The following is a 15,713-nucleotide window of genomic DNA, read 5'->3' on the forward strand; positions in this document are numbered from 1 at the left end:
TGTCTCCTATCATCTATTTTTAATCACTGCTCACTACTAAGATATAAGCTTAGGCATTCCAAATAATGCACTATAATATCTCCTTTTTTTGGTACCAGATATTCCTCATTAAGTTCTTCAAATTTAAAACTCTTTCTACCACCTGCTTTCATTCTTTCAAAAAACACTTTTAAATCTTTTAAAGGCAGATAGATTATCTTATCAAGTGACTTAAAAAATATAATCAAAAAGGCAATACCTCCCTGTTTTTCAAACTCCGTCATAAACCTAAACTGGTGTTCATGCACATTTGAGAGTGAAAAACTTGTACTTGCACATTCTTTTGCATCAAAGCATACAGGTATCCCCTGTACCACACCGATATAATCAACCGTAGATTTTTTTTCAAAATAAGCAAGTGTGATATGTCTTGTGCTTTTGTCTATATCAATGGGAGTAATAGGGGTAGGTATCTTTTGGATAAGTGCAAGCCCGGTTTCTCTGTATTTTTCATTGGAATAGTTTATATACTCTTCCAATGTAGAGCCCCTAAGTCCTCTGGTTTTCCAAGTACCCATCACCTATTACCTTTCTGAAATCATTATTATAATCCGCTTGAAATACTTTTCCCCTAAGTGCCTTAAAGGTATCCGTATCGGATATATCTGTATCCGGATAAACCAGTCGGTATGAATGTAAAAGCTGAGATTTTATACCATATCTTTTTTTAAATTCCTCATTCACAGCCTTATCTCCATATTTAAAATCTCCTATTATAGGATGTGATATTGATGATAAATGTGCTCTTATCTGATGAGTCTTACCTGTTATAAGCTTTACCGACAGCAAGGTGTTATTCTCAAAATAATCCAAAATCTCATATTCCGTCTGTATAAAATCCGCGGCTTTAAAAGCCTTGTTTTTTATAATAACCTTATTTGAACTTTCATCCTTATAAAGCCAGCCTGATATTAAACATTTCTCTTTTATATATCCCTTTACCAATGCCAAATAAAATTTATCCACGGCTTTTGTTTTTATAAGCTCATTATTTACCCTTAAACCTTCCAGACTTTTGCCGCATACCAATAATCCTGTGGTATTTCTGTCAAGTCTGTTGCAAATAGAGGGTTTAAATGTATTTAAAACAGAATCATCAAAATCAAGATATTCAAGCAACATATCATTAATTGATGCATCCTTTATATTTGATTTTTGTGATAAGATACCTTCCGGTTTATTTAAAATAATGGTGTTATCATCCTCATATACTATATAGGAATTAAACTTTTCTACATTCTTTTTATCTGTACAATTATTTTTTACCTTTGTGTTTTCCACCTTTTTTCCCGATAGTTTCTCAAAACTTTCATCCGAAAACCAAAGCTTGATGCTTGAACCTGCTACCAGTCTTTCCTTACCGTCAGCCTTTTTATCATTCAATGTTATATTCTTTTTTCTAAGCATTTTAAAAATAAAACCGGCATTTGCATTTACAAATATCTTCTCCAGTACTCTCTCAAGTCTCTGTCCGTCTTCATTTTTTCCTACAATTATCTCAATCATTATACCGAAAGGCTTTTAAAGATTGCCCTTATCTCTTCCAAATCTTCATCATTCTCTGTGTTTTTAATAAATTTATTTATTTCATTAAAGTTATCACAGACCTTTACCATTACATTTATACCGCCTATTTTCATCCTTTCTTTGATAAATTCCTCAGTTCTGTTTTTATCCGCCTTATTTGAAAGCAGTGCAAATATCTTTTTGCCGTCGATATATATAATATCCAAAGGCATCACCTGCTCCTTCATAGTAAGGATTATATCAAATAAAAAATGTTTATCTCCCAAAAATTTCTTTATCTTTTCATACTCAAATGATTTATACTTAAAGACTACCAAAAAAGGAGCTAAAAGATTTGCCATAGGAAGTACCGTCAGTATGGAGGATACCAAAAGTATCCTTGAAATATCTTCCTTTGTATTTTTTGAAGCTATAAAAAGCAAGAGGATAATCAAAATAAAAAATCCTATTATTATTGCGTTTTTTATCTTAAAATATTTTCTATACCCGTACTCGCCCTTTTTCTTTATCATAATAATTCCCTGTAGTCATCTATATAGTAATCTGACAATTCCTTCTTTTTATGTCTTACTTCTTTTGAAAAATCATCCTCTATGGCACATACTTTCATACCTGCCGATTTGCCTGCAATTATGCCCGCAACCACATCCTCAAATACCAGACATTTTTCAGGAACAACTCCAAGTAAATCTGCCGTTTTTAAATAAATATCCGGTGCAGGTTTACCCTTTTTTACTTCATCGGAAGTAATAATTACTTCAAAATAATCCTTTATATTCAAAGATTTAAGTACCGCATCCACCATTGTTCTGTTATTGCTGGTTGCAATACCCATTCTTATGCCCTTTGATTTTAAAAATTCCAAAAAGCTTGAACAGCCGGGCTTTTCCTTGACCTCGTATTTATATTTATCAAGTGCCATATCTTCCCAATCCTGACAGATTTTTTCTACACTGTCGACTATATCAAATTTATTTTTAAAATAAACCGCAGTTTCATGGAAGCTTATTCCATCTATTTCATTTTTTAAATTATCATCATATTTAATCCCAAGTCTCCCCAGATATTCTATATCTATCTCCGGCCACATCCACATAGAATCCACCAATGTACCGTCCAAATCAAATATGCATGCTTCAATATTTTTTATCATATACTACCTATATATCTATATTTTCATCAATCAGTTCGGGATGTTCTTTGGAATATTCCGATATAACCCGGTTTACCTTGTTTATCACTTCACTTCCCAATCCCGTATAAAGCTTTCGCTCTCCTATTATATAAAATTCCTTTTTAGCTCTGGTTGCCGCCACATTCATCATATTCGCCTCATTCACTGCCCATGCCGCAGCACCTTTACTGTTATTGTCGGAACCAAGCACCATAAATACAATAGGGGCTTCCTTGCCCTGGAAGGTGTGGATGGTTCCGATATTTGTAGGCTTTGAATTTTCCCTTCTTGTAAAACCTAACTTATCAAGTTTTACTGCCAGTCTATAGGCAACATTTTTAAAAGGAGAAATTATGTAAATAGTGTCGCTCTCATTTCTGTCATTTATTTTAGGATTTAATTCCAGCATTTTCTTTATTTTACTGAGAAGAAAATCCCCCTGCTCCTCCACATACTTGTCTACAGCTTTGCCGCCTATATCATACCATCCGGTCTTTCCATAGCCTTTATTTCCCTGTACCATAAGATTTTGATAAGAGATTTCATTTGATATGCTAAACATAGGATAGAAGCAGCGCCTGTGTACCCAAAGCGGAATGCCTATCCATGAATCCTCTTCACCTTCTGTATAAAAGCCGTATCGGCTCGCAGCATCCACCAATGTCTGTACTGAAGCGGATTCCGAGAGATATTTTTCACTGACATCATAGCTTTTTGAAAGCAGGGCTAAAAGTCCGCCGTCAAGTGTCAGTACAGGCTTTATCTGGAAAGGATCTCCCACCACCATAATATTTCTGCTTCTGAATACAGCACCTATTGCCGCCTGCGGAAGTGCCTGCCCCGCCTCATCCACAAAGGTATGTCCAAGTATATTTTCATCAATATTTTTTAACATCCTTGAAAAGCTTGCAAATGTGGAGCTGATAACCGGAATGGTGAAATTTATCCAGTTCCATGCCGCATTTATTACCCTCTTGTTTTCAAGATATTTATTCTGCGTTTTCCATATATTTACGGCAGCTTTTATATTCTTTCTGTTTTCATATAAAAATTGCTTTCTAAGGGCAAGTGAGGATATAAAAAGCCTTGATTGCTCAATTCTATAGTTTTCATCAAACCATGGATTTGACATTTGCAGCTTTTCATATTCAAGATTCATATCAAGAGCCCTGTTACATAAGCTTTTATCCTTTTCAAATGATTCTATAATTGTTTTATTTTGTTCTTTTTTATTTTCAAGATTTCGCTTCCAATTTTGATATTTTTCATTCTCATCTTCAGCCTCTTTTCTCTCAAAGTCTATATAATTTTTCAGTTCATTTATTTTATCCTGCAAATTGTTTTCGGCTTTACGATAAAGCTCATCCTCATCAAATAAGGCTTGTAATTTATCCTGCAAAATATTTAATTCATTTGCAATGGCTTTATTCCTGCTTGTATTAAACAGTTTATCAAAAAATCCCGCCTTTTGATTCTGTTTTGCCTCAAAGAGCATTTTTTGATTTGAAATACTTATTGCCAACTCCTGTCTTTGCTCTTTAATGCGGCTAAACTCTCCAGACAGCTCATCTAATTTAATTATTTTTGCCTTTATTGACTCCTCAACTTTATTTTTTACATCCTCTACATCGTTTTTTCGCATTTCATCTTCATCTGATAAAATCTTACATACTTTATCAAACTCCGCCTTTGCATTAAAATAAGAGTCAAAATTATCACTGATACTTTCAGCATCATTTCTAAGTTTTACAAGCTTTCCATATTGGGCTTTATATCTGTCATATACACCGGTATCAGGCTTATATTCATTTTCAAGGTATGTACAAATACATTCTATTCTGTTTAGAATATTTGTCATATTATCGGATTTACCGCCCTCAAGTGAAAACAATCCCCAAAACTTTTCGTCTCCGGTTTCTTCTACAATAAGTTCTCTTTTAGCCTTGCCGTCTTTTTTAGTCCAATTTTCCTTTATATTGTTATTTGCCAAAGCCTTAAAATAGTCTATTTGCTCAAGTTCAGGCAATATATCTTTATCAATGCCCTCTATCAAAGGTAATTCATTTACAATATTTTGGACGGCACCGTTATTGGAGCTTGTTACCAGTATATTATTTACCGCAATATTATCCGGAAGCTCGCCTATAGAAGCCTTATCATAATATCTTGTTTTATCATTTCCCTTTATATTTTTGTCCGTCAGATTACATATGTTATTTGCCTGCTTTATAAGCAGTTCGGCAAATATATCTTTTAAAAGCGTGGTTTTTCCTGTACCCGGAGGTCCGTTCACGCTTCTCATTTGATTATTGTCATATCCGATGGTCAGATTAACTGCCACCTGCTGCATAAATGAAAGTGCAAACTCCGTTTTGCTTGGAAATCTTCCAAGAGGATAGTTTAAAGGTCTTAGTATCTTTTTAAATATCTCAGGATTAAAGTTTTGTGAATCTGTTTTACTGTCAAGATTGATCCTATCGTCTATATCCTTGCCGAAAAGATAATCATTAAGATTTTTATTATTCATTCTCTTGGCTTTTATCAGATCATCCACAAAAAATGAATGTAAATTGGTCGCATCAGTATCTGTATTATAAAGTATTTGCATCCTGCAATTTAAAATATCAATACCGTATTTAGTTAAAATACTATCCAGCGCCTTATTAAATTTATCCGGATTTTCTTCACTTGCGTCAAACCTTTGATCAAATTCCTCTTTTAAATCCTGTTCAAATTTATGAAACTCCGATTCGGTAGGTACTTTTTTAAAATATCTCATATATGCACTTGCAGTGAAAAAGAAACTGTCACCTATATAGTTCATAGCCTTATCAAAATATAGTGCAAAGCTGAACTTATCTCCGTAATTGATATCACTGTCAGTCTTTTCTATTCCATAGGTTTTTCTGAGAAAATCCACCACCTCGCTAAAGGCAAATATATCCAGATAGACAACAAAACCGCCGTTCTTATATTTTTTTAAATCGTTTCCTGCTATAATTGAACTAAAAAAGCCGTAAAAATCTTTATTCGCCAAATCATCCAATCGCAGATTCTTTTTATCCTTCAGACTTATATCACCTTCTGAAAGATGTTCCACCATAATCCATGCATCTAATATATTATTTGTGTTTTTTCCCATCATCAATCAGCATCTCCATCTCATCTCCGGTTATTTTTCTGCTCTCACCCTTTTCAAGTTTTAAATCATCAAGCTTTAATCCTCCAAAGGCAACTCTTTTTAAATAAGTCACCTCTCCACCCAAAGCTTTTACCATTCTTTTTACCTGATGAAATTTACCCTCATGTATTGTAAGCAGTATTTCATTTTCAGATAAAATTTTCAGTTTGGCGGGTTTTGAAAACTCTCCCTCACCTATATCAAGTCCCGCCTGTGTCATTTCTATTGCATTGCTGTCAAGCTTTCCGTCAAAAACAGCATAATAGCTTTTATCTACATGTGATGCCGGAGAAACCAGTCTATGATTTAAGTCCCCGTCATTAGTCAGTATCAGTATGCCCTCGGTATCAAGATCAAGTCTACCCACAGGCACGATATTCTTTCTTTTTGAATCGATAAGTTCCATAACGGTCCTATGTACATTATCCTTTGTGGCACATACATATCCGGCAGGTTTATACAGTATATAGGTTTCAAATTCTTCCACCTCTATCTCTTTGCCGTCAAAATATATAATATCATTTTCACTGTTTATTTTCTCTTCCGCCTTTTTAACTGTCCTGTCATTTATTCTTATTTTGCCCGCTTTGACATATTTTTTTATTTCCTGTCGACTCCCAAACCCAAGTTCGGAAAGAATTTTATCAACCCTGACAATCATTACATCCATCTCCAGCCTTGATAATACTTATTTTTACAAATTCTTTTATTCTGTTTTACAAAGCCAAGTGAAAATCCGTCCAAACATACAAGTCTGATTCCGCTGTATTCATCATCAGCCTCTATAGTTTCTCCCTTTAAATATTTAATCACCCTCTCATCCGTGGCACTTAAGTTTAAAGGATTTTCCCATTCATCAAACTTTATATTCATGGCAAGCGCCTGAAAAGGCTCAAATCTGTTCTTTTTTATTTCTCCAAGCAAGAGACCTGTTCTTATATAATGCAGACTCTTATCAATCAAGGCATCCTTTGGCAAATAATATGCATAATCCTTATTGATAAAAATTCTCTCAAAATCCCACTCACGCTTTATTTTACCGAGAAACTCCACAAGTTCATCAGGCAGTTTTATCTTTTTATTTTTCTTCTTATGCTTGTTTTTACTTTCTTCTGCAGGTTTTATATCTTTTTTCAGCCTTGCTACAAAATGCCCTTCTCCCTCTATTTTATGTGGGAAAAGCCTTATTGTTCCCGGCAATTCCTTTGACTCTTCAAAACCAAAATCCGGTGCTATTTTATCTATTTTAAATTCCTTATGACTTTCTAAAAACTGCAACAGGCTTCCTTCATCCTCCACTTTTGAATAGGTACAGGTGGAATATATCAAGGTTCCTCCCGGCTTTAACATTTTTGCAGCCTCGGTAAGTATACTCACCTGCAATCCGGTAAAAAATTCAGGACCTCTGCCAAGATATGCCTTAAATACGGCACTGTCACGCCTAAACATTCCCTCACCCGAACATGGTGCATCTACTATTATCTTATCAAAATATTCAATATATACTTTTGATAGATTTTTTGGATCTTCATTTGTTATCAGCACATTGTCGATACCGCTTACTTCTATATTTTTTTGCAATGCCTTAACTCTGGATGCCGAGAAATCATTTGATACCAAAAGTCCCTCTCCCATCAGATATGAAGCTGCCTGTGTAGACTTCCCTCCCGGTGCCGCACAAAGATCAAGCACCTTATCTCCCGGCACAATACCTGCCGCCATTGCCGGTGTCATAGCTGAAGGCTCCTGTATATAATAAAGTCCGGCAAAATAATAGGGATTTTTTGATATGCTTTTTATCTTCGGATTTTCACTAAGCGTTGGGCTACTAAGTACTCCCTTTTCTTCTTCAAAATAAAATCCCTCATTTACCCAAGGCACTTTCTTAAAATCTCTATCAAGAATTTCCTTCAGCCTTTCAGGAGTAAGTTTAAGTAGATTTGTTCTTATACCTGAATAAGGCTTTTTTTCTAAAGACTTTATATATGCATCATAATCTTCTTTTAAAAGATCTTTCATTGCATCTTTATATGCATGTGGTAAATCTTTTTCCTGTATCATATATACCTCAATCTAAATATGTCTTATTACGCAAAAAAGGGCTTGTTGCATGCAACAGCCCTATAATTATTCCTGTGTATTCGGATCTGCCGGAACAATACTGGTTGCAAGTTCCTGTCTATTCTTATCGATCTCTCCTGTGTAAAATTGCAATGAAGTCAAATACTGATTAAATCTGTTTTGACTGTCCACCATAGTTCCTGAAATTATCTCCTGAATGCTTTGAAGCAATTCGTCAGTATATGTTATGGATGCCTGCCTGATATTGTTTGCCTCATTTCTTGCATCATATACTATATTATTTGCCTCCATTCTGGCAAACTCAATTATCTTATCCGATTCCGCATAAGCGGTCTGCATAATCTGATTTTCATTTACAAGCTGCGACTTAAGCTTGTTCGCCTCAATCATTATAGCATCCGACTCTTTTTTTGCGCTCAAAACAATGGCATCAGCCTTTCTTTTTGCTTCATCCTTTATGGAATTGCTTTGAAAATTTGCATCTAAAATAGTCTTTTCAGCCTTATTCTTGGCATCTGTCAAAATGCTGTCTTTATTACTGATAATTTTTTGTGACTGTGTAACCTCTTCAGGTATCTCCTGTCTTAATTCATTTAACAATGCTATAAATTCTTCTTTATTTACTTTTATTATTGAATTGGACAGTGCAACCGTTTTACACCTCTCTACGAACTCTTCTATCTCTGTGATTACCTGTTCTATCCTACTCATTATTTCTCCTCAACCCTTTTTCATCCAGCCTTTTTATAACCTTTTCTCTAATATCATCTCTTACAAAATGGCTGATATCACCATTGTATATTGCAATTTCTTTTACAATACTTGAACTCAGATATGAGTATTTCAAGCTTGAACTTAAGAAAACAGTCTCTATATCCGGTGAGATTATTTTATTGGTCTGAGCCAATTGTAACTCATATTCAAAATCAGTTATTACTCTAAGTCCTCTAACCAAGATATTACAATTTTGCTCATGTGCAAAATCCACCAATAAACCGCCAAATTCCAAGACCTCCACATTTGGCAAATGACCTACTACACCCTTTATCATCTCCACCCTTTCAGCAGGTGAAAACAGCGGATCCTTTGTATAGTTAACAAGTACTCCCACTATAACCTTGTCAAATATTTTAGCAGATCTCTCAATTATATCAATATGTCCATTAGTAATCGGATCAAAACTTCCAGGGTAAATCGCTTTTGACATAGTCAACCTCGCTTATGCATAAAAATATGTTTGTTAGACTTATACTCTTTTACCTTTTTTATATTCCAATCCTTTGATAAATGTGTCGTATCAGTCTTAAATTCTTCCTCAATTATAACCAATGTATACTCATCAATCAATGCAGAATTTATTAAAATATCTAAACATTTATCCTCAAATCCCTTTTGATATGGTGGGTCAATAAAAACAATATCAAATTTCTTTCCAAGACTCTTAAGCTTCTCCAAATTCGCTTCAAAACTTCCCTTTAATACAGTAGCCTTATCCGCAAGCTTTGTATGTTCCAGATTTTGCCTTATACATTGTATAGCCTCTCTGTCTATATCACAAAAGTAAGCCTCTCTTGCGCCTCTGCTTAAAGCCTCTATTCCTATTCCGCCGCTCCCCGCAAATAAATCAAGAAAAACACTGTCATATATTTCATTTGAAATCATATTAAACAATGTCTCCTTGATTTTATCCGTGGTCGGCCTTGTAGAAGTTCCTTTAGGTGTTTTTAAAATCAAGCTTCTTGCAGTTCCTGAAATAACTCTCATTACTCTCCTATTACTGCTCTATTTCTACGTCGGTTCTTGAGTCTCCCGGCTGTGTATCTCCCCCTATAGGCTCTACCGTTTCCTCGGTAGCTGCGCTTGTTGTTTCAGCAGCTGAGGAACTCTCCTCAGGTGGTGGAGTAACAGCTGCACTAAGATTATAGCATAGTACCGGGAATCCCGAATCAATATATTCGTATAATTGTTTTGCTACGGCAGGCGGAAGATTTATACAGCCATGTGAGCCTGCCGTTTTATATATCTGTCCTCCAAAAGCCGCTCTCCATGGTGCATCATGAAAACCGATACCTCCGTTAAAAGGCATCCAGTAATCTACCGGTGTTGAATATCCCTCACCCTTTAGAGTTGCATTCCTTGTTTTATATGTAAGCGGAAACACTCCTGCCGGAGTAGTCCAGTTTCTTGCGACATTCCCTGATACAAAATCACTCTCAAGTACCTTTGAGCCGTTTTTAATCAAAATCATATGCTGTGTGGATAAATTTACCTCCACATATGAATTTCCATAATCATTTTCTCCATGTGAAGCCGCTTTTCTTGAAAACTCAGGCTCTCTCTTTGTGGTCTCGCCCGCTTCTATAAGTGATTTAATGGTTGCTTTCTCTTTTTCAGCATCGACTTTCCATCCGTATGAACCTCCGCTGATAGTTACTGTCGGACCGTATGAGGTCTTTAGAGTCTTTGCTTTTCCTACTGTATTGTAGGCATTTGATATCGTTTTTACAAATGATGCGACTCCCTCATCAGATATACTTACAGAACCGTCGGCATTTACAGTGAGCCATTTATGTATGGTATCACCATTTAATACATTCAGTTTTTCATAGGTAATCCTTGCGGATATATATTTATTCAGATTTGATAATGCAAGATTAAGTGTAGGATCATCAGCTCTTTTTTCAGGTCTTAAATATAAATCATTATCCTGATAATCAAGATTTATCTCACTATTTAAAACAACGAGCTGATTCTTTATATACTCCTTTGCCTTACCGATATCAATAGCATTTCCTTCCACCTCAGGTATAATGGAATACCCTGAGCCCTGTACAAAATCGGAAATCTTGGCATCTACGGGCTGAATAAACTTGGACTCATCCAATGCTTTCAGTTTTGAAACAGCCTCATCAAATTTTTCAGGATCCACAGTGAATGATGAATTTATCTTTAAATCCTTTATTTCATTCATATTTGTGATCCATGCCATACTGTTTTGCTCATGCAATAAATCTTCAAGGGAACTGTCCTGTATAAAGGCAAGTCCTACATCACTTCCCTTTATTATCTCCGAATTATTATCTCTTGACTGTATGGTACTCTCAAAATTATCTATCTGGTCGGACATTACCTGTCTAACCTCTTCAACAGTTTTCTCAGAGGCATCTATACCGTTTATTACCGTGTTTGGAAAAAATTTTGTTCTGTAAGTATTTGCCTTTACCGTATATGCACCTGCCAATACTGCTAATGTTATTACTGCAAAACCCAGAGTAAACTTACTTCTTTTCTTTTCCTTCTTACCTCTTTTTTTTGGTTGTTGCTTATTCTCAGACATACTACTCCTATCAAAGTGCTAACTTTTTATAATGTAAATCCATGTAGTTATTTATTTCCCTCTCAAGCTTTTCATTCTCTTCATACCCTATATCTTCACATTGTATCATATCTACAGCTTCTTTTGCCATCTCAAATATATCATTATCATTATATATATCCGCAATTCCAAAATCAGGCTCACCGCTTTGTGCCAAACCGAAGAGTTCTCCGGGACCTCGTAAAACCAAATCTCTTGATGCGATGTAAAATCCGTCATTTGAATTTCCGATTATTTCCAATCTTTTTTTTGCTATATTTGAACTTGATGTCCTGACAAAGATGGCATATGATTGAAGTTCGCTTCTGCCTACACGCCCTCTAAGCTGATGCAAAGTTGCAAGTCCGAATCTCTCTGCATTTTCAACCATGATTACAGTCGCATTCGGTACATCCACACCTACTTCAATCACTGTTGTAGATACTAAAATATCTATCTCTTTATTTACATACCGAGACATTATATCATCTTTTTCTTTCTGTTGCATTCGTCCATGCAACACTTCCACCTTACAATTTTGTGAAAATTTATCTGCTATTTTCTTACCGTAGTCCAGTACATTTTCAGCCTCTATATTTTCACTCTCTTCCACCATCGGACATATTATATAAGCCTGATGACCTTTTTTTATTTCCAGTAAAATATGTCTATAGGCTTTTTCTCTGTCATTTTCTGTAATTACCGCATTTTTTACAGGCAATCTTCCCATAGGCTTTGACTCTATAGTTGAGATATCCAAATCTCCGTACAGTATAATTGCAAGTGTCCTTGGAATCGGTGTGGCTGACATAACAAGCACATGTACATTCTCTCCCTTATCGGAAAGAGTAGTTCTTTGCCTTACACCGAAGCGATGCTGCTCATCCGTTACCACAAGCCCAAGATTTTTAAACTTTACATTTTCTACCAACAGGGCATGTGTACCTATAAGAATATCTATTTCTCTGCTTTCTATTTTTTCATACATCAGCAAATGCTCTTTTTTTGTCATAGAGCCTGTCAAAATGCCGATTCTTGGAGGAGATTTCAATCTGTTTAAAAATCCCGACATTGATTTAAAATGCTGCTTTGCCAAAACCTCGGTAGGCACCATAACAACACCCTGAAAACCGGATTTTACAGCCATATAAAGACTTATCAAAGCTATTACAGTCTTTCCCGAGCCTACATCTCCCTGCACGAGTCTGTTTGTCACTATACCGCTTGACATATCATCTAATATTTCATCTACTACTCTATCCTGGGAGCTTGTCAATTTGAAAGGAAGAACAGATTTTATTTCCTCTAAATACTCTGTACTTTTTGCTACTATATTTTTTGATTTTACTTTAAGTCTTTTATTTTTAAGAAGCTTAACTCCATATAGAAATCTGAAAAAATCGTCAAATGCCAATCTTTTTTTTGATTCAAAAAGACAGGAAGTATTTAACGGATTATGAATATTTTTTATTGAATTTAATCTACTCTCTAAAGAAAACTTTTCTAATACAAACGCAGGTAAATACTCGGCAAAATCATCCTCATCTATATATTCAAGGCCTGATTTTATAAGCTTTTCCATTGCATTATTATTTATACCGGCTGTAAGTGCATATACCGGTTTAAAGCTTCCAATCTTTTTTTCATATTCATCCAATGTATAAATAATCGGATGTTCCAAGGTGCTTTTACTTCTTTTTGAAAACTTCCCCACAAAAACATAACTTTCTCCCTGTTTTATTGTTGCCCTCAAATAGGGGGAGTTATACCATATAACATCTATTACATCGATATAATCTGTAATCTTTGTTGTAGATATTTTTCTGTTTTGACCTGTAAACGATATATTTTTTACAATGGTCGCCTTTATAACAGCCTCTTCATCTTTATTTACTTCAGAAATCTTTGTAGGAGCTTTATATTCCAGATATCTTACAGGATAGTGTTTTAACAGCCCCTTTATGGTTCTTATATCTAATTTTTCCAAATATTGTGCTGTTTTTTCTCCTACACCTTTTATATTTTTTACAGATATCTCCGTCAAATCTACCTCCTGACAAAGTTTTAACTAGGTCATCAAATCAATGATTTGATGACCTAGTTATAAAATTACTTATTCTACAGATATGAAATAATAATATACCGGCTGTCCGCCGTTATGCAGCTCAAATTCTACATTCTTATATTTAGCTGATAATTCATCACATAATCTTGTGGCATCGTCTTCATTTACTTCATCACCATAGTAAAGGCATACAAGCTCACTTGTATCGTCAATCATACTGTTTAATGCCTTCTCTACAGCCGAGTCGATGCTCTTATCCACTCCTATTATTCCATTGTCTCCCAATGCCATAACATCATTTTCATGTATCTCCACATCATCAATAGTTGTATTTCTTACAGCATAGGTAATCTGTGCAGTTTTTACATTTGCTATCTCTTCTATGGCATTTTCCACATTTTCTTCTGCACTTCTCTCCTCAGAAAGGCTTATCATTGCGGTAATTCCCTGAGGGATGGTCTTTGTAGGTATTACTACCACTTTTTTATTCTCTACAATCTTTGATGCCTGTTCCGCTGCCAGTATAATATTTTTATTATTCGGCAGGATATATATGGTCTCGGCATTTAAGTGCTCAACAGCATTTAATATATCCTCGGTACTCGGATTCATGGTCTGACCGCCTTCCACCACTACATCCACACCGATATCTTTAAAAATGGAGGTAAGTCCGCTTCCCGCACTCACACTTATAACTCCCATTTTCTTTTTCTGATTTTGGGATTCAAGGATTTGGTCCACACCCTTTATAACTCTTTCTCTATGCTCTTCACGCATATTGTCAATCTTTAGATTTGTAAGCTCTCCAAAGCTTAATCCTCTTTGTATTGCAAGCCCGGGATCATTTGTATGTACATGAATCTTTACAACTTCATCATCGGCTACACATACAAGTGAATCGCCTATTGAAGTTAAAAACTCTTTAAACTCTTCCTCATCCTTATCTGTAAACTCCTTATTAAGGTTTACAATAAATTCAGTACAATACCCGAACTTGATATCCGCTGTATCAATATCCTCCCTTGCGGCACCGTTTGCAGAGGATGACTTGGTGGAGAGTACCACATCTCCAAGTTCTATCACATTGCCCTTAAGTCCTTCAAGAATACCATGCAATATAACCATAAGTCCCTGACCGCCCGAGTCTACAACTCCGGCTTTCTTAAGTACAGGCAACATTTCAGGTGTTTTTTGTAATGTCTCATCACCATATGCAAGTACGGCCTCTAAAAATGAAATGATATCATCATATTCATCATGTATTTCCAGAGCCTTTTCTCCCATTGCTCTTGCTACTGTAAGTATTGTACCTTCTTTAGGTTTCATTACAGCCTTATATGCCGTCTCACTTGCATTATCAAAAGCCAGGGCAATCTCAAAAACATCTATAACCGCCGCTTCTTTTAAAATCTTTGCAGCTCCTCTAAAAAGCTGTGACAATATAACACCCGAGTTTCCTCTGGCACCTCGAAGTGAGCCCTGTGCTATAGCCTTACATAAAGTTGCAATATCATCACTTTCCTCAGCTGCCAAACTCTTGGCTGCCGACATTATAGTCATTGTCATATTTGTACCGGTGTCACCGTCAGGAACAGGGAATACATTAAGTTCATTTATCCATTCCTTTTTAGCTTCCAAACTTTTGGCTCCGGTTATAAAAGCACTCTTTAGTGATTGTGCATCAATCTGCTCTAGATTCACAAAAAATCCTCCTTAGTCTATTATTCGTACACCTTCTACGAATATATTTATTTTCTTTACTTCCATTCCGGTAAAATTCTCCGCCTTGTATTTAATAGTGTCTATCAAATTTTGAGTTACCGCACTGATACTCAGTCCATACGCAACTATGATATGGAAATCCAATAGTAACTTATTATCCTCTATTTTTACACTGATACCCTTTGTCAGACTTTCTCTCTTCAAAAGCCTTGAGATTCCATCTGTCACAGAAACTGCCGCCATACCCACTATACCGAAACATTCAACTGCCTGCATTCCGACATAGAATGCTATCACATCCGGATTTATACTTATTTGACCGAGATTTGTATTGATTTGACCTTTGTTCATATGACCCTCCAATCATTTTTATCGTCCGCAGACTTTATATGTGGCTTAGCCACCCTAACTATGAAAGAATACATATTTTTCGTAGTTTTATAAAATTCTAATACTTCCTAAATCTGCCATATTTTATTCATAACATATCTAAGATACTTAATAATAACACTTTTTTGATATAAAGACAATGCAAGCTTTTAGGCTTGATAAACTGTTATAGGATAAT

14 protein-coding genes are annotated in these 15,713 nt (G+C 35.4%); all 14 read right to left on the reverse strand.

Features of this window, described 5'->3' with window-relative positions:
* Nucleotides 1-23: 23 nt before the first annotated feature.
* The 14 genes from J4O15_RS09340 to J4O15_RS09405 all read right to left on the reverse strand — a co-directional run bounded on the left by J4O15_RS09340 (nt 24) and on the right by J4O15_RS09405 (nt 15,496).
* Complete coding sequence (locus tag J4O15_RS09340) at nt 24-557, reverse strand: Holliday junction resolvase RecU (protein ID WP_009220856.1); 534 nt, start codon at nt 555-557, stop codon at nt 24-26.
* The gene (locus J4O15_RS09345; protein ID WP_208100564.1) at nt 529-1,545 is read right to left on the reverse strand and encodes an RluA family pseudouridine synthase; all 1,017 of its coding nucleotides are present in this window, start codon (nt 1,543-1,545) and stop codon (nt 529-531) included. The genes J4O15_RS09340 and J4O15_RS09345 overlap by 29 nt, the downstream gene beginning before the upstream one ends.
* On the reverse strand, nt 1,545-2,078 hold the full coding sequence (locus tag J4O15_RS09350) for a hypothetical protein (protein ID WP_009220854.1): 534 nt from the start codon (nt 2,076-2,078) through the stop codon (nt 1,545-1,547). The genes J4O15_RS09345 and J4O15_RS09350 overlap by 1 nt, the downstream gene beginning before the upstream one ends.
* On the reverse strand, nt 2,075-2,719 hold the full coding sequence (locus J4O15_RS09355; RefSeq protein ID WP_009220853.1) for an HAD family hydrolase: 645 nt from the start codon (nt 2,717-2,719) through the stop codon (nt 2,075-2,077). Before J4O15_RS09355 ends, J4O15_RS09350 begins: the two co-directional genes overlap by 4 nt.
* A 7-nt stretch (nt 2,720-2,726) precedes the next feature.
* On the reverse strand, nt 2,727-5,885 hold the full coding sequence (locus J4O15_RS09360; protein ID WP_208100565.1) for a DEAD/DEAH box helicase: 3,159 nt from the start codon (nt 5,883-5,885) through the stop codon (nt 2,727-2,729).
* Nucleotides 5,863-6,582: a pseudouridine synthase gene (locus tag J4O15_RS09365; RefSeq protein ID WP_208100566.1), complete on the reverse strand. Its 720-nt coding sequence runs from the start codon at nt 6,580-6,582 to the stop codon at nt 5,863-5,865. Before J4O15_RS09365 ends, J4O15_RS09360 begins: the two co-directional genes overlap by 23 nt.
* On the reverse strand, nt 6,582-7,982 hold the full coding sequence (locus J4O15_RS09370) for an RsmB/NOP family class I SAM-dependent RNA methyltransferase (RefSeq protein ID WP_208100567.1): 1,401 nt from the start codon (nt 7,980-7,982) through the stop codon (nt 6,582-6,584). The genes J4O15_RS09365 and J4O15_RS09370 overlap by 1 nt, the downstream gene beginning before the upstream one ends.
* 66 nt (nt 7,983-8,048) lie before the next feature.
* Complete coding sequence (locus J4O15_RS09375) at nt 8,049-8,714, reverse strand: hypothetical protein (protein WP_009220849.1); 666 nt, start codon at nt 8,712-8,714, stop codon at nt 8,049-8,051.
* Nucleotides 8,707-9,210: a pantetheine-phosphate adenylyltransferase gene (gene coaD / locus J4O15_RS09380; protein WP_208100568.1), complete on the reverse strand. Its 504-nt coding sequence runs from the start codon at nt 9,208-9,210 to the stop codon at nt 8,707-8,709. Before coaD ends, J4O15_RS09375 begins: the two co-directional genes overlap by 8 nt.
* 2 nt (nt 9,211-9,212) lie before the next feature.
* On the reverse strand, nt 9,213-9,767 hold the full coding sequence (gene rsmD / locus J4O15_RS09385; RefSeq protein WP_208100569.1) for a 16S rRNA (guanine(966)-N(2))-methyltransferase RsmD: 555 nt from the start codon (nt 9,765-9,767) through the stop codon (nt 9,213-9,215).
* Nucleotides 9,768-9,777: 10 nt separating this feature from the next.
* On the reverse strand, nt 9,778-11,340 hold the full coding sequence (locus J4O15_RS09390) for a L,D-transpeptidase family protein (RefSeq protein ID WP_208100570.1): 1,563 nt from the start codon (nt 11,338-11,340) through the stop codon (nt 9,778-9,780).
* Between the two features lie 10 nt (nt 11,341-11,350).
* Nucleotides 11,351-13,402, reverse strand: coding sequence for an ATP-dependent DNA helicase RecG (recG, locus tag J4O15_RS09395; RefSeq protein ID WP_208100571.1), 2,052 nt, complete (start codon nt 13,400-13,402; stop codon nt 11,351-11,353).
* 69 nt (nt 13,403-13,471) lie between these two features.
* On the reverse strand, nt 13,472-15,124 hold the full coding sequence (locus J4O15_RS09400) for a DAK2 domain-containing protein (RefSeq protein ID WP_009220844.1): 1,653 nt from the start codon (nt 15,122-15,124) through the stop codon (nt 13,472-13,474).
* 12 nt (nt 15,125-15,136) lie between these two features.
* Nucleotides 15,137-15,496, reverse strand: coding sequence for an Asp23/Gls24 family envelope stress response protein (locus tag J4O15_RS09405; RefSeq protein WP_009220843.1), 360 nt, complete (start codon nt 15,494-15,496; stop codon nt 15,137-15,139).
* Nucleotides 15,497-15,713 lie beyond the last annotated feature (217 nt).

The organism is Lachnoanaerobaculum sp. Marseille-Q4761 (assembly GCF_017565785.1).
Taxonomy (GTDB): Bacteria; Bacillota; Clostridia; order Lachnospirales; family Lachnospiraceae; genus Lachnoanaerobaculum.